A 21,292-nucleotide genomic window follows, 5' to 3' on the forward strand; every position below is an offset into this window, starting at 1 on the left:
TATGGTCGCGGTTGGAAAATTCGTGCTCTATGACGGGTTCGTTCCCCCGCTTGAAGCCGGGGATTACGATCTGGTTGCCCGCCACACGCTCAGCTCTCCGGATGTGTCCGGGCTGAACGTGGAAACGCAATCAAGCCGCGTGCGCATTACCTCGCCCCGGTTCAAACTGCCGCCCGATCAAATCCTGTCGACCTTTCCGCCCGCCAATTCCGAAGGCGCCTATGAAAGCCGACTGCCGCAGATCGTCATCAAACGCCGGACCATGCCGTGGGAGCGCCGCCCGCTGCGCCCCGGCGATCCCGACGTGCCCCACGCCCCCGAAGAAGCCGCAGATCGCAACACGCCCTGGCTTGCGCTGGTGGTGATTGCGGAAGGCGAGGGCGAGATTTCGGTCGAGACTCCGATTGCCGACTGCGTCACGCCGGGCGTGCCGATGAATGGCCCGTCCGATGTGGTGAAGGGCCTTTATCTGTCGGTGCCCGAAACGGTGGTGCGCAAGGTATTTCCGACGGTCGAGGATTTGCGGCTGCTCGCCCATGTGCGCGAGGTCAGTCTGGCGGATACGGAAAACGCGCTTGGTGATGATGACGGATTCATGGCAGTGGTGCTGGCCAATCGGCTGCCTCAGTATGATCGTGTGGCCTGTAAACCCGTGCGCTATATGGCCTGCCTTCTGAACCTCGAGGGCCAACTTGACGCCTTGCCGGCGCCAACCCCGCCGATCAATACGTTTCTGGCAACCCAGTTCGTGTTCAACGCCGCCGCCGTCGCGCAAAGCCAACCGGTCGATCCGGATTTGCGCTTCATGGGGGCCGAAGTGGACCAGTTTGTTGCACCTGAGGTGCCGGACGGAGACCTGCCTCGTGGTGGCCCAGCAAGTCGTGCGGTTCTGGGCGGGGTTAATCCGCGCGCAAAGACCAAAGCACCGACGCGGGCCACGGCGACCCGTTCGGCAAAGGCTGAAGAATGGGCAACCGAGGCCGTGACGGCAAGGATTTCGGATGTCGCGACCTCGGCCAACTCGGATGATGCTGCTTTCGTGGTGCGCGACGCGATGCGAGCAGGCTTCCGGATCCCGTTTGAAGCATATGTGCTGGAGAAAACCTATCGGTTCCCGGTGCTTGCGCATTGGAGCTTTACCTGCAACGGCGCGGGGTCGCTTGACACCATCATGCAAGAACTGGATGTGGGGCTTCTGGGCACCTTGCCCGGCCCTGATGCCGAACCGCCGCGTCCTGAATGCCTGCCCGCCGTGGGCGGGGACGCGCCGCCGCCCGCCGACAAACCCCGCGTGCCGCCGGAAGTCACCGGCACCGGACATGTCGGGCTTGCGCACAAAACCCGTGAAGGGGAAGACCGCCGTGCGTGGTTCCGCGGACCCTTTGTGCCGTTTGCCACACGCAGGCGGCATCAGGCAGGTGATTTGCCGGTGCTGGCCCATGTTTCGGACCAATTGCGGCTGACGATTCCGGATGGCCGCGAGGATCTGTCGCTTGCCATCGCGTTCGAGATCGGGCGGCTTTTGGCGCTTTCGCAACCGTCCTTCGTTGCGGCCTTGATGCGGTGGCGACGCGAGCAATTCGGGGCGGAACGCGCGCGCCTTTTGAACGGCAAGCTCAGCAAGGTCGGTCAGTTCGCCGGAACGCTTGATCTGACGTTGGGCCAAGGTGTCGCGCGCGAGGTTGGCAGGCGCTTTTTGAAAGTGGCATCGGCCGATTTGGTCGCGAATTTCGGCGATGCCCGTCCCATCGCTGACCCCGGTCGCCCGATCGAGCATCTGGCCGCCAACCCCATCACCGATCTGGCAAATGGGCTTGGGATCGACCGGCAGGTTCTGGTCGAGGCTCAGCGCCTGCGTGATCCGGCGATGCTGGACCGCGTTGCGGTGGCCCGAGGTGCGTCGGCCGAGACGCTCGACCCTTCAATAATGCAGGCGCTTGACGCCGGGTTGGACGAGTCGCTTCGCAGCATATTGGCCCAAGGCGGGGCAAGGGCCGCGCGCGACCTGCGACGGTCGGCGGCACAAGATGAAGATGCGCTTGATGCGTTGATCCGGCACACGACCGAGCGGCGCAAGAAGGAGTTGGAATGATGGCCAAAGCAACCCTGACCGCCGAAACCGTAATGAACGAAGCCGTGGCCGCCATCGAAGGCGTCTTGGTGGCAACAGACGTCGATGACTACACCGATGATGACAAAATCACGCCTCGGGAAGTCCGGCAGTTTCTGGCGCGGCTGCGGCTTCTGGAAGGCGTTCCGTTTTCCAATCTGGTGGCTGACAGCGCGTTGCTTCCCATCGAATCCATTCGCTTTTTCTATGTCGATCGGGGATGGACCGATGCCTTGACCCAAGGTGCCTTGTCGGTCGGAACGGTCAACACGGGGGACCGGGCACAGCTTGACCGGCTTTATGGTGCCATAGAAGACGAGATCGACAGTGAGGAACGTCTGGTGCGTCTGCCCGGCGGTGAAGAACGTCAAGCCGGGCGCGCTGGGTTGATGACGGGGTTTCTGCTGCGGTCCCGGGCGGTGTCGGGTTGGCCCGGCCTGCATGTGCGGGCCTATGCGCGTGAACCTGACGGCAACGACGAAGAGATCCTGCCCGAGTCTCATCCAGACAGGCTGAAACTTCTGCGGCTGGAACGACTGGCCCCGGCGGTGATGCTGGCGCTGTTCGACGGAATGCCCGAGGTCGTTCACATCGAGGAACCCAAACGGGGGCTGCAATTCGGTGTCAGCTTGAAACAGACTGTGGCCAATACCTATGCCGCGTCGATCCCGGCGCGGAATGTGCAGACGGCCAATTACGTGGATGAGAACGGCAATGAGGTCGAAACGATGGCCGAAGCCAAGCGCCTGCCGGTGCGCTTCCGGCCCGGCAGCCCCGGTGTGCTGGATCTTGCCAACACGGGCCGCGCGTTTCTTGAGGATGACAGCCTTGGCATGGGGTCTGAGCTTGATGGTGCCGAGTTTGCTTTGCAGATGATCCGCTTCCCGTATCGACAGGTTTTTGGCGACCCCCAAGTGACAAGCGATTTTGATATCGCCGCCGTGTTTCGACCGACGTTATCGAAAGAAGTGACAACGCTGGCGGCTGACTTTGAAAGGGTGTTCGATGCCGATTGAGCTTGATCCCCAGGCGTTGGATATCGCCATCTCGTCGCCGCGTTGGTCTGTCATCGCACGCACGGGACTTGGGGTGGACGACTTTGCGACCTGGGACCCCAAGATCATCCGCAAACCGCGGTTGATCGTCCCGATTGATGTGCAGGCACTTTATGTCGAAGAAGGTTCGACCGAAGCGTTTGTGCGCCTCCCGGGTGCTGTGTCGACACCTGATGGTGAACCACCAGAGCCGACCCCCGCACCGCTTGATCCCGGTGCGCCGCGTCCTTCGGGCGTTCATTTGCATTGGGCGATGCCCGATGCAGTGATGAACGGTCAGATGCAGGATGTCGATGGTGACGGGCTTGGCCTTGCGGCCCTGCCGAACCGCTGGCTGGTGCTACGGCTTCTGGCCCCCGACCGGGCCGAACGGATGGCCGTCACCGGCTGGGTGATCGAAGCCGATACGACGCGGGTCATTCCACTGAAAGACTGGAAGGAAGAGACCGACCAGGGCTTGTCGCCGACTGGCAAGACGCTGAAGGGTCGCGACTTGAATGCAGGTGCGGGCGGAAGTCTGGCCTGGACCGCGAGCTATGACGCCACGTTCAATCGTTTTGCCTTCCACGATCCGTTGAATGATATAACGGAAGCCGCGCCAAATGGGGTTTTCGGTGATGTGGCCACCTATCTGATTGCGGGCTGGTGGAGCCGCGCGGCCGAGGACCCTCTGGATGCCGCTCGCACCGCATCGGGCTTTGCAAGCGTGACCGAGGATTTGGGTTGGCGGGTCAACAGTGACACCGGCGGGCAGACGGCGGTTACAGAACAGGCGATGCTTTACCAAGCAGAGCTGACCAATTTCGGGGTAGAAAGCGCCACCCGCTTTTCACTGGTCGATACCGGTTCGCTCGCAAGCTCAACTGCGCTTTCTGGCGCTCAGGGAGCCGAGGTGTTCTTGCCCGAGGGCGGCCGGTTTGTGGCGGTGGAACCCAAACATATCTACTCCACTTTGTTGAACGGGATCGTTCATGGTGTGCCAGTCACAGGCCCGGTGCCCGCCGATCAGCGCCCCGATCCCCGCCGGGTTCGTGCAGCCCTTGGCCCGCAGGTGGAAGACAGTATCGCCGCACTGACGGCGGCAGCGATGGAGGGCGATGATCTTGACGCCCGGGCCGAAACCGAGCGGTTGATCGCGGCATTAACCAATGATCAGGTTGCGAAACTGGGCGAACGCAATGGCGCGGTCGAGATCGAAGAACGCGAACATGCCGCCCGGTTCGAGGCCGAGCGCGGGCGGGACTATTCGATCGAAAAGATCATAGATCGTGGCGGGCCGGAGAACCTGATCGCCGGTCGCGCGGCGCGCAATCGGGCCGGTAATACGGAACGTCAGGAAACCGAACGCACGCTGGCGACCGAACTGACGTGGTCGGCCACCAAACCCGGTGTCGTCAGTGTCGTGCCGGACCATCTTGGGTTCACTTCGAATTATTTCGAACGCGACGGCCGCGCGCAGGCCGAACCGAAAGTGCGCAGCGTGCGCCGCCCCGGCCCGCGCTATTTCCGGGCTTTGGAACCTGTGGTGGCGATCCGCGATGCCAAACGCTCGCGTCGCCATCAAGAGGACGGTGTGGCGTCGCCCGACGGGACATTGACCTGTCGATGGCCGAGCCAGATACCAATTGTCATTCCAGGCGGCATTTCGGGCCGTCAACATTTGGGACCCTTCCCGCATGGCGCGCTGCCGGACGAGGTCGTCAGGCTGGCGCAGAATGCTGTGATCACTGATCCGTTCACAACACCCTGGCTTGCTGAACAGGCCGCGCCGACAAGCCCGTTTCCACAAAGCGTTCTGGCCGCGAGGCTGCGGGGCGAAGTGGCGCTGCGTTATTCGCGCGACGGGCTTTACGACGGGACTGTGCCGGGTTTTTCCGCGCCGACCCGGACCGGCGAGGCGTCCGTGCCCGGCCCGATGGAGGCCGCTTTGGGCGATCAACTGCGCCGCCATTCCTTGCTGGACGGCGTGGATGCGGCGCCGTTGGGTGTGACCGTCTGGGCGCAGCCCTGGTCGCCGATCTGGTTGGAATGGGAAGTCGAGCTTGATCTGACTGATCGGCTGACAGGTTGGGCGCTGGGCCAGGTCGATTACGATGCGGCCCCACCGCCGGGCGGCTCCACCAGGGTCGTTTCAGGCCGCAGCCCCATCAACAATGGCGCTGCCGAAAGCCTGACAGCGACCGTCACGAACTGGATGACCGCCGAGGATTTGCGCGATATCGACGATGAAGGGCAGCTTGACGAAGACGGCGAAAAAGAGGTGCGCGCGGTCTACAAGCACCTGACGAATGCTGATGTGATCTCGGCCACGTTAAGCGGTATTCACGAAGCCTTGTTGGGCTTGCCAGAAGCACCGGATGGGCAGGTCGAGCAACCAGATACAAAGATCGCACCGATTGATCTGCCACAGCTTTTGTTCTCGGGCCGGATCAGGATCAACACAGCGCGTTTGGTGGATGCGTTCGGCAGAGTGCTCGATGTGGAGCCGGGCAGGGTGGTGCATCCTGCGGCCTTGGTCCAACCCGGTCCGTGGTTGGAACTTCCCCCCCGTTTGACGCGGCCCGCGCGGATTGCGTTCCGGTTGGCCGATCCGGCGGATGGTGCAGCCCTGCCGCGAGAGGCGACGATCAATCAGGAACGCCCTGACCTGATGGTGAATCCGGTGGCCGGGTTCCTGTTGCCCGATCTGATTGACGAGGCGCTGGAAGTCTTTGATGCCGCTGGCACGCCCTTGGGGCAGTTGCAGCATGAACCCATCGGCGGTGGCGTCGTATGGGAGATCGCACCGGGACGCGAAGGGCCGGCAGATGCCGGACCGCTTTTTGACCTTCGCCCTGCCGCGCAGCCCCTGGGCCGTTTCGCGGCGGCGATGATCGAAGCCGATGCGCGCACCCGGGGTGGCACGGCGCTCAGCGCCAAGCGTGAAACGGCGCTTTCGGCTTTTCTGCGGGCGGTTGATACGACGCTTTGGTCGATTGACACATTCGCCTCGCTTGGCACGCCGCATATTGCAGGGTTGGTCGGTCGACCGATGGCGGTGGTGCGGGCGACGATCCGGATGCAGATCTATGACGATCTCGATCTCTTGGATCTGTCTGCGCCCGGCGCCCGTGACGCGCGCAAGGCGGTTTATGACGACCTGGCAGATCGCGCCTTTCATGCGCGTCTTGGCGAATTCACCCGCGATGATGACGGGGTATATGGCTATTTTATCAACGACGACTATCGACGCTTCCATGTGGTTGACAAGATAGTCAAAACCCGCGCGCTGGAAAGTGGGCGGCGCAGGGGCCAGTTCGCTTCGTTGGGCGCATCGCGCATTCCCGCGCCGGACCCGATCGATCACCCCTATCTGGTCGGCGAGGATGAGTTCCCCATTCATCTGGGCGAGGTCATCCGACTGACGATCCTGATGCATCCGGCGGGCAAGGTGCACCTGACTTCCGGCATTGTGCCGCGAAAATCGCTGCAACTCGCGCGTGATTGGGTGGATCCTGGGCTGGGACGGATGGCACCGTCGGCCCGGATTGGCCCGGTGCTGATCGACCCTGACAAGGTGCGCCTGCCAAAGATCGCCAGTTTTGGAGAAGATCAGATCTGGACCCGACGCGACACGCCGTTTTCCTGGAAGGACGACCCCATTCTGGCGGCAACGCAAGCCGCGCTTCTGCCGGATGCGCCGGCGGCGATCGAAGAGGGATATGTGCGCATAGCCACCGCACCGATCCCCGGCAACGAGGAGGAGAGCTGATGCGATACAACTGGCCGGGTCGCGGACGCGCTGGCATCGACTTCGCCGCTCGTCGTCACGATTTCAATGCCTTCACCGACATTCATGCGCCAGAGGGATTGTTTGACGAAATCTTTGGCAATCGCGCGGATTATCTGCGCGTTCTCGAAGATCTGGGCGCTTTTACCGACGCCAATCGCTGGATTCCGCTTGGACCGACGGGAATGATCAATGGGCAAGCGACCGGCAACCCTGTCGTGGCCGGACGCGTCCGGGATCTGCAAGTCTCGCCAGATGGCAGCCGGGCCTATGCCGGTTCAGCCAATGGTGGGGTGTGGGTGACACTCGATGCCGGGCAAAGCTGGGCACCGCTTGGCAGTTGGGGGGTGAACCCCAGCGCGGCTTCGGGCACGGGCGGGCGTGTGCAATCGTTGACCATCGGCGCGCTTGATGTCGAGTTCGGCGCGACGCCGGATGACGATGTGATCTATGCCGCGACCGGCGAACTAAGGGCCATCACCGGGCGGACCCATGCTGATGATCATGCAGGGGTCGGCATATTGCGGCTTGATGGCACGCTTTCCAGTGCCTTGGGAAGCGTGGGATCAATCCCCTGGCTGCGCGAGGGGACCGCGCTGCGGGGCGCAGGGGTATTCAGGCTGACCCATGAGCCAGGCGTGCCGCTGTCGTTCGACCCCACTGGCAGCAATGTGATGATCGCGGCAGCGTCGTCCGGGTTGTATTTTCGCGATGGCCCGTTTGTGGCGGATGCAGCTTGGGATCGGATCGAACGCGCGCCCTTCGACTTTGATGCCGACACCTGGCCGCATGTTTCGGATGTGTTGTGGACCGGATCGACCCCGAAACGCATCTTTGCAGCCCTGACCCACAACGAGACCGGCAAGACGGCTGTGTATGTCACCGAAGGCGGCCCGGACAGCAATTACAGCAAGATCAGTTTGAATGGCGTACGACGCGGGGCGCGGCTGAGCATGGCCGTCGCGCCGTCCAACCCGGATGTGGTCTATGTGCTTGGCACCGGTGCACATAACCGCGCACGGCTGTGGCGGATCGAAGGCACCGGCCCCGCACGTGTCGTCGATGATGTCCCGCCCGGTCTGTTTGGCAAGCCGAAGATGGATGGCACCACTGTGAAGGTGGACGGCAATTCATCGCATTATAACAACTCTGTGGCGGTCGATCCGACGAATGAAAACATCGTCTATGTCGCCGGATCGACGATCCGGGTCAGCAATGTCTCGAACGCGAACATGCACAAGCTGACGATCAGCGGCTCCCATGCCGCAAACGACTACAGCACGGATTTCAACACCAGTAACAACCTCGCGGCCGAGACAGACGCGACCTTTTTCGGCAACATGGCACATGCAGACGTTCACGCAATCCGGCCCGTCGGAAGCGAGGTCTGGATCGGGTGCGATGGCGGGGTTTTTGTGGATCGCGGTTCTGGCATGGTGTCGCTGAACTATGGGCTTGCCATTTCGGAACCCGGTTTTCTGGCGTGCCATCCCGACGTGCCAGGTGCGCTTATTGCAGGCACGCAGGACAATGGCCGGATTGAAAAGGTTGGCGGATCGCTCTGGCGGCTTTGGCGCAAGGGCGATGGCGGGGGCGTTGCGTATCACACGACCAACCCGGCCTACTATCTTGGTCAATATACCGAAGCCTCATGGCGGGAAAATCAGGGACGGTTCACGCGACCCGTCTTTCGGACCACGGTTGCTGCGGGCAGCGCTCCGCCCGAAAGCGAAACCAAAGAGAACGACGCCTCGCTGTTTTACAGCGGAATCGCTGCGGTGGCAGGCGAGGTGGATGAAACCCGCATCGCCATCGGCACGACGCGCGTGTGGTTTTCGCCCGATTGGAACCCGGCAAATGCAGACAATACATGGGTAACACTGCCATCGGGTGAAGATGCCCGCACGCCGGGATCGGAAAATGACGGGCAGGACAAGTTTGGCGACGATGAAATGGCGGTGACGCTGCGCTGGGCACAGCGCGGCGACGCGACCAATGATTTCGACGGTGCGCGGCTTTTGATCCTGACCAACAAGAACATCTACCAATACAGCTTTGATAAGGCCGAGGACAAATGGACCGCTCACCGGTTCACCGAAAAGAAGATGAAGAACCGGATCCGCAAGAACGAAGATATCGAGACCGGTCCATCGGAAAAGCTGCCCTATATCGGCAAATGGACCGATGTCTTTTCCCATGACCGGACGCGCGGCAGCCACGGCTCGTTTTACGTCGCGACGACGTCCAAATCGAAGATGACAGATACGGGCGAGGTTGGTGAAGCAGACCGGATGGACACGCTGTGGTGGTTTGACGGCGAAGAGACCTGGCATCCCACCGGATTGCGCAATCAAGGGCTTGATCCGCTGGCTGGAACCTCGGGCACCAAAGCCCCACAGTTTGCGGTTGTGGTCCATCCTGACGATCCGAATATCGTTTTTGTCGGGGGAAGTGCAGGTGTGTGGCGCGGTGTATTGAGCTTTTCAGGCGACACGCCAAGTTGGAACTGGACCGGAGAACTGAACGGTCTGCCGCAGGCCGTCGTGCAGGATCTGGTGATTTTCCGAGAGGGGGATCTGAGGCTTCTGCGTGCCGCATTGGAAAGCCGGGGGATCTGGGAGTTGAATATCTCGGACTCGTCAACGTCAGTGGGCAATACCTACCTGCGCGTGACCAACCTTGACACCCGGCAGGCCGAGATTGATGCCGCGCCGATTGACCCGTTGAGTTCCACCAGCCCCCCTGCGACCTTCACGCTGGATATGAGCCCGGACATATATGTGCATGGTTCAGCGGCGCCGCCGCCCTGGGGCATGGGGGTCTTGCCCAATGAAGCGCAGATGTTCGATCGAACCGAGCGTGAGCGCACGCCGTTCAGGCTGAGTTTTCGCCGTTCGCCCGGCACTTATCCGACCTATGTCATGGTGCATCACCGGGACACCGATCCATTGGCGGGCAATCAGGTCACGGTGGTCCTGCTGCGTCTTGCCAATGCGCCAGTTGATTTGACCACGGTGCCAATCGATACGCCGTGGCGTCAGGCTGTGTTGGCTTTGATGGACGGGTCGTCAAACACGCCGCCCGCGGGCTGGGCTTTGGCCGAACCAGGAGCACCCCGACGCAATCTAACCGGGCCGATTGAAGCCCGCGTGCCGCGTGCGGTGGAGTTCGCTGTCGATCTGTCCCACCCGGTGACAGACGCATCGGGACAAGATGACGAGTTGCTGGTGGCAATTGTAAACTCGACCCGAGATCCGCTTTCGCTGGCACAGCTCAATCGCAACAATCTGGCGATGCTTATTCGCCGCAGCCGCAAGGTGGCAGCGCGAAGATTCCGCCGCCGCAGTTGATCTGGCGCTTTTCGTGACAAGTCCGATCCAGCGATGACCTGACTGACGGCGACAACAAAATCGCCTGTTGCCGTCAGGTGCAGATTGCATATCCCGGTCACGAAGACATCATTTCAAAAAAGTGAAACGGACAAGGCGCTGATACTCTCTGCGTGGCAATCCGATTGGTGCAGGCGGGCAGGCGAGGGCGGGTAGCAACCTTCTCAACCCAGAATCTAGCGGGAAAAAAGAGCTTATGTTGAAGCGTCGTCCCGCGACGCAGCTTCTTCCTGGTGCCATTGCGCAGCCGACCAAACAGTTTGTAAGCTTGCGACCATCATCATCCCGTGGCACCGTACAGCCGACTTGTCAGGTCAAAGGCGCGTTCAGCTCGCTGGGCGATCGCGGTCCGATCCAATACATCCATCCGGCCCAGTGCTTGCCGCAGTTGCACCTCTCCGAACAGTAAGCTGATATAGCTTTCGGCGGCATCGGCGGGATCGGTGTCATCGCGAAACCGGCCCGCAGCGACCAATTGCGTCATGATGGCGGTGATCAAGGCCACCATCTCGTGGCGCGCGGCACTGTCAATTGCTTCGCCCAGAAGGCCAGTTTCGTCTGCATCTGCGATGGCTGCCCGGTTCATGATAATCGCCTTCTCGCCGGTGGTGAACGCCAGCAGCAGGGGGCCAAGGGCGCGCAGGGTGTCCTGTGGGTCGGAATGATTGTCCAGCGCATCCCGAAGCAGGTCTTTGACGTTTCGCGCGTTTTCTTCGATCAGGCTTTGAAACAGCGTTTGCTTGTTGCCATACCAGGCATAGAGCGTCTGGTTTGACGCCGCTGCTCGCTTGGCAATCTGCAACATACTGGTGCTGCGATAGCCCTTCTCGGCGAGAACGTCGAAGGCGGCGGCTTCGATCTGGCGCCGTCTTTCATCTTGTTTATCCGGAGTCATGGTGTGCTTTCTCGATCTGTCTTGACAGTAAATGTACATGTGTATACTCCACAGTCAATGGCAGTACATAAGTGTACGATTGTAGCAGAAAACATCATAGTGGAGACCCTCATGAAGCCCCTCAAAATTCTTGCAATAGGTGCCGCTGCCGTAATCGCGGCAACCGCCAGCGTCGTCATCTATTCCTCGGCACAGACCGAAGCCGATATTGCCGCGTTTCAGTCCAGAATCGCAGATATTGGGGCAACCATTCCGGCTGTGGCATTCGACGCGGCGCAAATCGCCGACCTGCCCGAACCGGTGCAGCGCTATTTCGAGTTCGTCTTCACTGGACCCGTTCCGGTTTTCACAGCGGTCCAATTGAAAGCCGAAGGGAAGTTCCGCCGCCCGTTGACGGAGGGTTTCAACGATGCAACCGCTGAACAAGTGATTGCCGTGGGAACGCCAGCTTTGATGTTTTCCGCGACAACGCCTGTTCTGCCGGGGGTCCGGGCGCGGGCTTACGACTTCTTCGCAAAGGGACAAATGGAAATGAAGGCAAAGATCCTGTCCACCCTTACGGTCGTGGACGAACGCGAAACGCCTGAGTTGAACCGTATCTCGCTGCGCCGGTGGTTGCTGGAAAGTGCGCTTTTCCCGCAGGCTCTGCTGCCCGGGGGGCCGGTGACGTGGGATGCGATTGACAGGTCCAGCGCGCGGGCAACCGTGACCGCCGATGGCCTGTCCGCTTCGATGGTTGCGCATTTCGATGATGAGGGTCGCCTGACCCAAATGGCGGCCGAAGAGGATGGCGATCTGACAACGCCCTATCACGGTTCTGGCGAACACGTCACGCGAGGGGACTATAGGCCCGTCGGCAATCTGATGGTCCCCCATACGTTCACGATCTCCCGTTCGGCGGATGGTGCGCTTTATCCGTTCTTTGAAGGCCGGATCACAGATATCCGGTTTCTGACAGAGTAGGAGGCAGCCGTGACCAAATATGACCTTTACTTGATCATACGTGACCCTTTCGCCGTCGCCATAGTGACGATCGAAGAAATGGGCTCCCAATGGACCTGACACTTCTGGCTTTTGCAACCGTGGTGGTGATCGCAATCGCGACGCCGGGGCCAACTGTCCTTCTTGCCCTGTCCAACGGCTCGCGATACGGCGTGCTGATCGCTTTTTTTGGCATGGGGGGTGCGATCCTGTCCGATCTCGTGCTGATCGGTGCCGTGTCTCTCGGTCTCGGCGCACTGCTGGCAACCTCTCAGTTCTGGTTCAGCGTTTTGAAATGGCTGGGCGTGGCTTATCTGGTGTTTCTTGGTGTCAGTATTCTGCGCCGCAGGGGCAGGGCGGGTCCGAAAGCTGCCCGCATGGAGGTATATACACGCGTCGATCCGACATCCGTATTCCTGCGCAGCTTTCTGGTGGCCGTGACCAATCCTAAGGGCTATCTGTTTTTTACCGCGTTTCTTCCGCAGTTCGTTGATCCGTCAGCAGCCATATTGCCGCAATATGCCCTGCTGACGGCCATCTTCATAGCGATCGATTTCGCGGTGATGGCGGCATATGCGGCTCTTGGTGCAACGACCGCACGAGCTCTGCGCGCCGATGGTTTGCGCTGGATTGAACGTCTCTGTGGATCAACCTTTCTGGCCCTCGCCGCCGGTCTGGCTCTCTATCGGCGCAACGGTGGTTGAACAACAATTGCAGACCAGTGCTGTTCTTTGTTGAGGGCAAGATGTTCATGCCGAATTGGTCGTCAACAGCACCGACCGGAACGCTTTCTGAGTGAATGAAAAATGGCATCTGGTGCTGCGGGTTGATTGGGTTTGCCATGGATGCAAGACTGTTCACGTCACTCTGGTCCACTCGACCTGCCTATCTTGAAAGTCGAGCGCACCCAGACGAGGACGGCCAGTTTCCGAATTGGCGCCACCCGGCAACAAGCGGCGACATGATGGCCGTCGGACACAGGAGGGAAGATGTTTAACAAGATTGTTTCACCAGTCGACCTTGCCCATGCAGGGAAACTTGAAAAAGCGATGGCTGTGACGGGCGATTTGGCCCGGTCGTATGGGGCCGAGGTCTGTTTTGTCGGTGTGACGGGGGCAACGCCCAGCGAATTGGCCCGGACCCCCGATGAATATCGCAAACAACTGGAGGCCTTTGCCGCTGAGCAGGGCACAAAATTTGGCGTGTCAACTTCAAGCCACGTGATCGTAAGCCACGACCCTGCGGTTCAGATGAATCAGGAACTTGAAGACGCCGTTACCGAAATTGGTGCCGATTTGGTCGTTATGGCGACGCATCCGCCGGGCGTCAGCGACTACTTTTGGTCAGGCCACGGGGCGCATCTGGCAGCCCACAGCAAGGCTTCTGTGATGCTGATCCGTGGCTGATCGCGCGATAACAAGCGCCAAATAAAAACAGAAAGGACGCCGAATGGTCGACCAATCACCCAACACGGAGGAGCTTGAGGGCATACCAACGCCCGATGGCACCACCCAACTTATCGAAACCGAATACGAAATAGGAGAGGACAACGTCGAAGGCAGTGTCGGGCCCTTTGGGTTTGACATTCACAACCCGGTCTTCCTGATCTCGGGGTTGTCGATCGTGGCCTTCGTGTTCTACACGCTGGCCCTGCCTGAACAATCAAACACTTTGTTCAGCTGGCTTTTCGGGGCAGTCACGAAAGGTTTTGACTGGTTCTTTATCAGTGCGGCGAACATCTTTGTGCTGTTTTGTCTGGTGCTGATCGTCACCCCATGGGGCAATGTGCGCCTTGGGGGCACCGAAGCCACGCCCGATTACACCTATGTCGGCTGGTTGGCGATGCTGTTTGCCGCCGGGATGGGCATCGGGCTTATGTTCTATGGTGTGTCCGAACCGATGAGCCATTTCTCATCCTCGCTGGGCGGAACCGCGTCTGAAAATGGCGTGCGCACCGATTGGGCACCGCTGGGTGGCGCCGCGGGGGATCAGGACGCCTCAGTGCGCCTTGGTATGGCTGCGACGATTTTCCATTGGGGTCTGCACCCTTGGGCGATCTATGCCATCGTGGCGCTGTCGCTGGCACTGTTTTCCTATAACAAGGGTCTGCCTCTGACGATCCGGTCGGCGTTCTATCCGATCTTTGGTGATGCGGTTTGGGGCTGGGTCGGCCATATCATCGACACGCTGGCCGTGTTTGCCACGCTGTTTGGTCTGGCAACGTCGCTGGGCTTTGGCGCGACACAGGCGAATGCGGGCCTGAACGAGTTGTTCGGCCTGCCCGTCGGGTCTACAACCGAGGTGGTCCTGATCTCGGTCATCACCGCGATTGCGCTGGTGTCGGTGCTGCGCGGTCTGGATGGCGGCGTGAAAGTGCTGTCCGAGATCAACATGGGTCTCGCCTTCCTTTTGTTGATCTTCGTGCTGCTGGTCGGCCCGACAGTCTTTCTGGTAAAGCTGTTCTTCAGCTCATTGGGGGCCTATCTGCAATATCTTCCGGCCCTGTCCAACCCGGTCGGGCGCGAAGACGTGAACTTCATGCAAGGCTGGACGTCCTTCTATTGGGCGTGGTGGATCAGCTGGTCGCCCTTTGTCGGCATGTTCATCGCCCGCGTCAGCCGTGGCCGAACCGTGCGCGAGTTCATCGTCTGCGTTCTGTTGGTCCCGTCGATGATCAGTGTGTTCTGGATGACTGTCTTCGGTGGCACGGCGCTGTTCCAGGTGATCAATGATGGTTACACCGTGGCGCAGGACGCCGCTCTGGAACTGAAGCTGTTCAAGATGCTGGATGTTATGCCCTTGGCAAGTTTCACGTCCTTGGTTGGCATTGTTCTTGTGGTGGTGTTCTTTGTCACCTCATCGGACAGTGGGTCGCTGGTGATCGACACGATCACGGCAGGTGGCAAGATCGACGCCCCGGTGCCGCAGCGGGCCTTCTGGTGCATCTTTGAAGGGGCGGTGGCCATCGTGCTTCTGCTCAGCGCGGGCGGGCTGCAATCCTTGCAATCCATGGTGATTTCCACCGGACTGCCCTTCACATTGGTCTTGTTGCTGATGTGTATCGCGATCGCCAAGGGCTTGGCATCGGAACGACGTTCGATCAAAGACGCGAATTAAGGAAACGTCAAAGACCGCCTCGCCCGGGGCGGTCTTTTTCGTTTGGCTGCGGTGCACGCCGTGTTCAGAACCGCAGCGACAGACACGACATGCCACCGTCCAGTTTGGCGCATTCCGAGTTGTTAATCTCAACCACGTCATAACCGGCATTGCCCAGCATCGCGGCGGTGCGCGGAAAGCCCGCAGGCATCAGCACAAACTGATTGAACCTGATGCTGTTGGCCGCAGCTTCTTCGCCGTCTTCCACATGCAAAACCCTGTAGCCGTCAAAGCAACCCGAGGCGGCCAGACGCTTGGTGGACAGGATCGTCTCACCATCCAGAAGCGAACAATCGGTTTTGAAATGCAGGACACCGGGCGGCGTGAACACCTCTCGCAGACTGTGCCCCCAATCGCTGACAATCCCGGACAACTCAGCGACCCCGGCAGCATCCGTCCGGTCAGAGCGCCCCACAAGAATTTCGCGCCCCGTGACCAGAATATCCCCGCCCTCGATATGACCCGGCCCGGCGATTCCGCGCACATCGCCATAAAACTCGCGCAGGGCAGGGGCCATATGGGGCACTTCGCCCATGCGGCTGGGCGCGCCGGGTCGCATCAGGACAGCGCCTTGGGGCAGGCAAAGCGCCGTATCCTCGACAAAGACCGCATCAGGGAAGTCCTCCAGCGGTGGCAGCTCGATCACCTCGGCTCCGGTCTTTTTCAACGTCGCGACATAATGGGCGTGATCCTTCAGCATCTGATCCAGATCGGGCGTGCCAATGTCCTCGGCGCGCAAACCGTCGGTGATGCTGGCGGATGGGCGGCGGGTGATGGCGCGGGAAAACTCAAAGGTCGGGTCGGTCATGTTTGATCTCGCTTGTTCAAAGGGATTGCGCAGAGTTGGGCGCGTGAATGTCGATCAGGGTCGGACCGCGTGCATTGCGTGCTGCGCGCAATGTGCCTGCGAGGTCGCCGGGATCGCAGCGCCAGAATGGCATCCCGCAGGATCGGGCGACGTGCTCAAAGTCAGGCGGAGTCGGGTCACAGCCCACCACCGTCACGTCGGCGTCCTGCATCGATGTCGCAATCTCCTGATACCCATGGTTGTTCCAGATCACGAAACTGATGGGCAGGTTTTCATCCACCGCGCACATCAGCTCGGGCAGGCTGAACTGCGCGCCACCATCGCCGGTGATGCAAATAACCGGGGCGGTCGGGTCTGCCAACGCGGCCCCGATCGCCGCCGGAATCCCGTAACCCAGCGCGCCGAACCCGGTTGCGGCGTTGAACCAGCCGCCGGGTCGGTCGTGGTCGTAATAGAGGTTCCCGGCATAGATCGGCTGTGCTGAATCTCCGACAAGGATCGCAGCAGGGATAGTGTCCCGGATCGTGTTCAGAACGCTATTTAACGCCTGCATCTCCGGGCCGATTTCGGCAAAGGCAGCGCACCGGGTTTGATCGGCGCGTGCGGCCCCGTTCCGGTCAACGTCAAAGTCCTTTAGATGCGTGTTCAACACCGTCAGCGCTTGGGTGGCGTCGCCAAGGATCGAGATTTCGGCGGGATGGCGGGCCAGTTGATCGGGGCACAGGTCGATGCGGATCAGGCGGTGCAGCTTGGGCATCTGCCCGGTGGCATACATGTCGTAATCGGTCGGCCCAAGCTCGGTGCCGATGGCCAGAACCATATCGGACGCGTCGATCAGATCGCGCACCGCGCCAAGGCTCGGGCTGGCAGGAACGCCCAACGGATGAGCGTGCAGGACACCGCGCGCATTTACGGTTTGGACGACGGGCGCATCAAGTTTCTCAGCCAGCTCGCGCAACGCCAGTGCCGCCGCCCGCGCGCCACCGCCCGCCAGAATGACAGGGTTGCGGGCAGTGTGCAAAAGATCAGCCGCGCGCGCAATCTGATCTGCGTCCAACGCACGCGGGGGCGCCGGAGATGGGGCAGGGGTGTCGGTTGTCATGTCCTGCCCAGCCACGTCCAGCGGGATTTCGATATGAGCCGGTCCAGGCCGCGCGGTCTGGAATGCAGCGAAGGCCTTATCCACGGCGTCAGCAAGCGCGCCCGGTGTCTCGACCCGTTCAGACACCAAAGCGACGGTGCGCGCCAAGGCTTGCTGATCGGGCAACTCGTGCAAATGACCCAAACCCTTGCCAAGCCCGGGGAGGGCATTCACGCCCGACACCACCAGCATTGGCACACTGTCGGCGCGCGCTTGGCCCATCGCAGTCAGCGTGTTGGTCAGCCCCGGCCCGGTGATCACGAAGGCCACGCCGGGTTTGCCCGACACCCGTGCGTAGCCATCGGCCATGAACCCGGCGCCTTGTTCGTGGCGAGGGGTGATATGACGAATACCCGAAGCCGCCAGCCCGCGATACAGCTCGATCGTATGCACACCGGGGATGCCGAAGACACAGGTGATGCCACGGTTTTCCAGATCGGCGACAAGGGCTTCTCCGACACGGGTCATGCGGTTTCCAGTTGCAGTTGGGTGGCGTGTTGGATGATCCGTGTGCAGGCTGTGTCGAACGCGTCGTCATCGACGGTCAGCGCGATGCGCACCCACCCTTCCAGCGTGGTGCCAAAAGACGACCCCGGCATGACGGCGACACCCGCATGATCCAGCAAATGCAACGCATAGTCATGGCCGTTCAACCCGGTCGAGGACACATCGATCAGCGCAAACATGCCGGCTTGCGGTTGGTGCACTTTCAGATTGCAGCCTTGGCTTAGCCGGTGCTCAAGATGACGGGCGCGTGCGGCGAAACGGGTGCGCATCCCGTCCGCCACTTCCGATCCGTCGCACACGGCTTGCTCGGTCATGTCCGCGATGAAAGGCTGGTTGCCGAACAGCATGGTTTCCGACAGCGGCAACAGCGCCTCGGTAAAGGCTTGGGGGCCGATACACCAACCGCTGCGAAACCCCGGTGCCGCGTGCGATTTCGAGATCGAAGACACCACGATCACCCGATCCTCAAGATGCGGGCGTGACAGGGGCGAGATGAAGGTTTCACCGTCGAAGATCAGGTCTTCATACACCTCGTCCGAGATGATCCACAGGTCATGCTCCAGGGCCAGCTTGCCAATCGCGTCAATGTCGTCGGCGGTCAGGATCGACCCGGTGGGGTTGTGTGGCGTCGTCAGCAGGATGGCACGGGTTCTGGGTGTGATACGGGCGGCAAGGTCATCTGCGGCCAGCCGAAACCCGTTTTCGGGGTGCAGTGGCACGGGCACCATATCGGCACCGCTGGCGCGGATCACGCCTTCATAGGTTGCATACATCGGATCGCCCACCAAAACGTCGCACCCGGTGTCGGCAATGCCCATAAACACGGCAAACAGCGCGGTTTGCGTGCCGGGAAAGCACATCACCTGATCGGCGTTGATCGCGCGGCCCGTTCGTTGCGAATAACGCTCGGACAGGGCGGCCCGCAACTTCGGCTCCCCCCGCCCATCGGAATACCCCGTGCGACCGGCGTGCATCGCCGCCGTTGCCGCTTCGATCAAAGCCGGCGGGGTGGGGACGTCCGGTTCGCCAATTGTCAGTTCGATGATGTCACGTCCCTGCGCGCGCAGGGCTTTCGCCTTGACGTGAACCTCCCACTTCGCGCCACCCAATCCTGCGAGGCGCTGGATGATATCTGCATGTCTCATGACGGGTTTCCTGTTTCCTGCAAATCAATTCCGATGATCGCGCCGACCGATTGCAGCCCGATTTTGGGCAGCTCTCCCGGTTCAAACGCATTTGGCAGCGCGCCGCCTTCCATCCAAAGCCCGTCAATCACCGCGTTACAGGCAATCGCCAGATGTCTCAACCGGGCGGGGGGTGCGACCAATTCCGCCTCGGCCAATGCGTCGGCAATCAACCCTTCCAGCCGGTCGCGGAAATCGTGATAGGTCTGTTCGTGGATCTGCCGCATCCGGGGGTCTTCGCGCACCTTATTCAGAAAACTCGCCCACAGGGACACAGAGGCCGGATCGACCACCGGTGGGTTCAAACCCGCCGCCACGAAGGCCGCCAACCGCACACTGGCCGTCGCGCCATCGGGCACGTTTGGCGCGGCGGTCAGATTTGTCATATGGCTCATGTGAAACGCATAGGCGGCGGATATCAGGTCTTCCTTTGACGAGAAATAGTGCCGGATCAGACCCTGCGTGACATCCGCCCGTTCCGCGATCGCGCGCACTGTCGCCCCCCGCACGCCACGCTCGGCGATCAGGGCAAGGGCGGCCAGGATCAACGCTTCTTTGCGTTGCTCGGCAGGTTCGCGCCTGAACTTGGGATGGCTTTGTGTCACCTGAGATCTCAGCCTTGCTAATTATACGCTTGCATAATTGCGGAAATCGCGGCTTACTACAAGCCGGAAATCGGGGAACGATGATGGCGATGCCGGATATGACGGCCAGAGAAGTACAGGCACCAGCCGAAGACACCGAGGCCATTCGGGTGACAGATCTGCACAAGTCCTTTGGGACGCTTGAGGTGCTGAAAGGTGTTTCGCTGACTGCCCACAAGGGCGATGTCGTGGCGATTATCGGCGGCAGCGGGTCGGGCAAATCGACCTTCCTGCGCTGTATCAACTTTCTGGAAACCCCAAGCTCCGGTCAGATTGTCATCAGTGGGGAAGAGGTCGTGATGCGTCCCGACGGCACCCCCGTCAAGCGGCGCCAGATCGAACGTATCCGCACGCGTCTGGGCATGGTGTTTCAGGCCTTCAACCTGTGGACCCACCGCACGCTTCTGGAAAACGTGATCGAAGTGCCGGTGCATGTGTTGAAAGTGCCGCGCGACAAGGCGATTGAACGCGCGAAAGAGCTGCTGGAGCGGGTCGGGCTGGGCGACAAGGCGGACACGTTCCCGTCATACCTGTCCGGTGGGCAGCAACAGCGGGCCGCGATTGCCCGCGCGCTGGCCGTCGATCCAAGTGTTATGCTGTTTGACGAACCCACCAGCGCACTGGACCCGGAACTGGTCGGCGAGGTTCTGACTGTGATCCGCGATCTGGCGGCCGAAGGGCGCACGATGCTTCTGGTCACGCACGAGATGAAGTTTGCCCGCGAAGTGGCAACGCATGTCGTGTATCTTTTTGAAGGACGGATTGAAGAGGAAGGCCCCCCGGCCGAAGTCTTCGGCAATCCGAAATCCGCACGGCTGCAACAATTCCTGAAAACAGTCGGCTAATAACCATGAAACCAACCAACGGGAGACGACACATGAAACTCAAGACATTGCTGGCCGCTGGCCTGGCCTCGACCTTGCTGGCCGCTGGTGCTGCATCCGCCCAAGAGGTCAAGATCGGCATCGCCGCAGAACCCTATCCGCCCTTCGCCTCGCTTGATGCGTCCGGCAACTGGGTCGGCTGGGAAGTCGAAATCATCGGTGCGGTTTGCGCTGCCGCCGAGCTGGATTGCGTGATCACACCCGTGGCGTGGGACGGGATCATCCCGTCGCTGACCGGACAGCAGATCGACGCAATCATGGCGTCCATGTCGATCACCGAAGAACGCATGAAAACCATTGATTTCAGCGATCCTTACTACAACACGCCTGCCGTGATCGTGGCGGACAAGTCGATGGACATCGAGCCGACACCGGAATCGCTTGCCGGCAAGATCGTTGGTATTCAGGCGTCGACCATCCACCAGACCTATGCCAACACCTATTTCGGGGATGCCGCCGAAATCCGGGTCTATCAGACCCAGGACGAGGCCAATCAGGATCTTGTTGCAGGCCGGATTGATGCCACGCAGGCTGACAGCATTGCCATGGCGGATTTCGTCAACTCTGACGCCGGTCAATGCTGTGAAATCAAAGGCGCAGTTGCCAATGATGAAGCCATCCTGGGCAAAGGCGTGGGCGCCGGCGTGCGCAAGGGTGACGATGCGCTGCGTGAAAGCCTGAACGCCGGGATCGCGGCTATCCTTGCCGATGGTACCCATGCCGAGATCACGTCGCGTTACTTCACGACCAGCATCTATAGCGAGTAAGC

The 21,292-nt window shown here is 60.7% G+C and carries 15 protein-coding genes; 10 read left to right on the top strand and 5 right to left on the bottom strand.

Annotated features, from left to right (window positions below; genetic code table 11):
• Nucleotide 1 precedes the first annotated feature (1 nt).
• From BMY55_RS07590 to BMY55_RS07605, 4 genes are read left to right on the top strand one after another with little or no spacing between them, the layout of a single operon-like run.
• Nucleotides 2-2,092 carry a hypothetical protein gene (locus BMY55_RS07590; RefSeq protein WP_091429606.1) on the top strand — a complete coding sequence of 697 codons (2,091 nt, stop codon included), beginning with the start codon at nt 2-4 and terminating at the stop codon, nt 2,090-2,092.
• Nucleotides 2,092-3,126, top strand: a complete 1,035-nt coding sequence (locus BMY55_RS07595) for a hypothetical protein (protein WP_143064304.1) — start codon at nt 2,092-2,094, stop codon at nt 3,124-3,126. The genes BMY55_RS07590 and BMY55_RS07595 overlap by 1 nt, the downstream gene beginning before the upstream one ends.
• Nucleotides 3,116-6,916 carry a hypothetical protein gene (locus tag BMY55_RS07600; protein WP_091429609.1) on the top strand — a complete coding sequence of 1,267 codons (3,801 nt, stop codon included), beginning with the start codon at nt 3,116-3,118 and terminating at the stop codon, nt 6,914-6,916. The genes BMY55_RS07595 and BMY55_RS07600 overlap by 11 nt, the downstream gene beginning before the upstream one ends.
• A complete protein-coding gene (locus BMY55_RS07605) occupies nt 6,916-10,284 on the top strand; it encodes a beta propeller repeat protein (protein WP_091429610.1) in 3,369 nt (1,122 codons plus the stop codon). The genes BMY55_RS07600 and BMY55_RS07605 overlap by 1 nt, the downstream gene beginning before the upstream one ends.
• 319 nt (nt 10,285-10,603) lie before the next feature.
• Here BMY55_RS07605 and BMY55_RS07610 read toward each other — a convergent pair whose 3' ends face one another.
• Entirely contained in the window at nt 10,604-11,218 is a 615-nt protein-coding gene (locus tag BMY55_RS07610; protein WP_177179307.1) for a TetR/AcrR family transcriptional regulator, read from the bottom strand.
• 111 nt (nt 11,219-11,329) lie between these two features.
• Here BMY55_RS07610 and BMY55_RS07615 point away from each other — a divergent pair, with 111 nt between their 5' ends.
• The 4 genes from BMY55_RS07615 to BMY55_RS07630 all read left to right on the top strand — a co-directional run bounded on the left by BMY55_RS07615 (nt 11,330) and on the right by BMY55_RS07630 (nt 15,316).
• Nucleotides 11,330-12,181, top strand: coding sequence for a DUF6920 family protein (locus BMY55_RS07615; RefSeq protein WP_091429615.1), 852 nt, complete (start codon nt 11,330-11,332; stop codon nt 12,179-12,181).
• Nucleotides 12,182-12,270: 89 nt separating this feature from the next.
• Nucleotides 12,271-12,903, top strand: a complete 633-nt coding sequence (locus BMY55_RS07620; protein ID WP_091429616.1) for a LysE family translocator — start codon at nt 12,271-12,273, stop codon at nt 12,901-12,903.
• Between the two features lie 285 nt (nt 12,904-13,188).
• Nucleotides 13,189-13,605, top strand: a complete 417-nt coding sequence (locus BMY55_RS07625; protein ID WP_091429618.1) for a universal stress protein — start codon at nt 13,189-13,191, stop codon at nt 13,603-13,605.
• Between the two features lie 43 nt (nt 13,606-13,648).
• Nucleotides 13,649-15,316, top strand: coding sequence for a BCCT family transporter (locus tag BMY55_RS07630; protein ID WP_091429620.1), 1,668 nt, complete (start codon nt 13,649-13,651; stop codon nt 15,314-15,316).
• A 64-nt stretch (nt 15,317-15,380) separates the two neighbouring features.
• On the opposite strand, the gene BMY55_RS07635 is transcribed toward BMY55_RS07630, so the two are convergent.
• From BMY55_RS07635 to BMY55_RS07650, 4 genes are read right to left on the bottom strand one after another with little or no spacing between them, the layout of a single operon-like run.
• Nucleotides 15,381-16,163 (bottom strand): dimethylarginine dimethylaminohydrolase family protein, encoded by a 783-nt coding sequence (locus BMY55_RS07635; RefSeq protein WP_091429622.1) that lies wholly within the window; start codon nt 16,161-16,163, stop codon nt 15,381-15,383.
• Between the two features lie 16 nt (nt 16,164-16,179).
• Nucleotides 16,180-17,772: a 5-guanidino-2-oxopentanoate decarboxylase gene (locus BMY55_RS07640; protein ID WP_091429623.1), complete on the bottom strand. Its 1,593-nt coding sequence runs from the start codon at nt 17,770-17,772 to the stop codon at nt 16,180-16,182.
• Nucleotides 17,769-18,956, bottom strand: coding sequence for a pyridoxal phosphate-dependent aminotransferase (locus BMY55_RS07645; protein ID WP_091429625.1), 1,188 nt, complete (start codon nt 18,954-18,956; stop codon nt 17,769-17,771). Before BMY55_RS07645 ends, BMY55_RS07640 begins: the two co-directional genes overlap by 4 nt.
• Nucleotides 18,953-19,600, bottom strand: a complete 648-nt coding sequence (locus tag BMY55_RS07650) for a TetR/AcrR family transcriptional regulator (protein ID WP_245744678.1) — start codon at nt 19,598-19,600, stop codon at nt 18,953-18,955. The genes BMY55_RS07645 and BMY55_RS07650 overlap by 4 nt, the downstream gene beginning before the upstream one ends.
• A gap of 89 nt (nt 19,601-19,689) precedes the next feature.
• Between BMY55_RS07650 and BMY55_RS07655 the strand changes: the two genes are divergently transcribed.
• Entirely contained in the window at nt 19,690-20,484 is a 795-nt protein-coding gene (locus BMY55_RS07655; RefSeq protein WP_091432176.1) for an ABC transporter ATP-binding protein, read from the top strand.
• A gap of 32 nt (nt 20,485-20,516) precedes the next feature.
• Nucleotides 20,517-21,290, top strand: coding sequence for a transporter substrate-binding domain-containing protein (locus BMY55_RS07660; RefSeq protein ID WP_091429629.1), 774 nt, complete (start codon nt 20,517-20,519; stop codon nt 21,288-21,290).
• Nucleotides 21,291-21,292: the final 2 nt, after the last annotated feature.

Source organism: Aliiroseovarius sediminilitoris, assembly GCF_900109955.1.
Lineage (GTDB): Bacteria > Pseudomonadota > Alphaproteobacteria > Rhodobacterales > Rhodobacteraceae > Aliiroseovarius > Aliiroseovarius sediminilitoris.

Bases quoted from the DNA above. Each gene is read 5' to 3' on its own strand.
- BMY55_RS07625 (WP_091429618.1), top strand. From the start codon at position 13,189: ATGTTTAACAAGATTGTTTCACCAGTCGACCTTGCCCATGCAGGGAAA.
- BMY55_RS07645 (WP_091429625.1), bottom strand. From the start codon at position 18,956: ATGAGACATGCAGATATCATCCAGCGCCTCGCAGGATTGGGTGGCGCG.
- BMY55_RS07600 (WP_091429609.1), top strand. From the start codon at position 3,116: ATGCCGATTGAGCTTGATCCCCAGGCGTTGGATATCGCCATCTCGTCG.
- BMY55_RS07590 (WP_091429606.1), top strand. From the start codon at position 2: ATGGTCGCGGTTGGAAAATTCGTGCTCTATGACGGGTTCGTTCCCCCG.
- BMY55_RS07635 (WP_091429622.1), bottom strand. From the start codon at position 16,163: ATGACCGACCCGACCTTTGAGTTTTCCCGCGCCATCACCCGCCGCCCA.
- BMY55_RS07605 (WP_091429610.1), top strand. From the start codon at position 6,916: ATGCGATACAACTGGCCGGGTCGCGGACGCGCTGGCATCGACTTCGCC.
- BMY55_RS07630 (WP_091429620.1), top strand. From the start codon at position 13,649: ATGGTCGACCAATCACCCAACACGGAGGAGCTTGAGGGCATACCAACG.
- BMY55_RS07640 (WP_091429623.1), bottom strand. From the start codon at position 17,772: ATGACCCGTGTCGGAGAAGCCCTTGTCGCCGATCTGGAAAACCGTGGC.
- BMY55_RS07615 (WP_091429615.1), top strand. From the start codon at position 11,330: ATGAAGCCCCTCAAAATTCTTGCAATAGGTGCCGCTGCCGTAATCGCG.
- BMY55_RS07660 (WP_091429629.1), top strand. From the start codon at position 20,517: ATGAAACTCAAGACATTGCTGGCCGCTGGCCTGGCCTCGACCTTGCTG.
- BMY55_RS07620 (WP_091429616.1), top strand. From the start codon at position 12,271: ATGGACCTGACACTTCTGGCTTTTGCAACCGTGGTGGTGATCGCAATC.
- BMY55_RS07595 (WP_143064304.1), top strand. From the start codon at position 2,092: ATGGCCAAAGCAACCCTGACCGCCGAAACCGTAATGAACGAAGCCGTG.
- BMY55_RS07610 (WP_177179307.1), bottom strand. From the start codon at position 11,218: ATGACTCCGGATAAACAAGATGAAAGACGGCGCCAGATCGAAGCCGCC.
- BMY55_RS07655 (WP_091432176.1), top strand. From the start codon at position 19,690: ATGCCGGATATGACGGCCAGAGAAGTACAGGCACCAGCCGAAGACACC.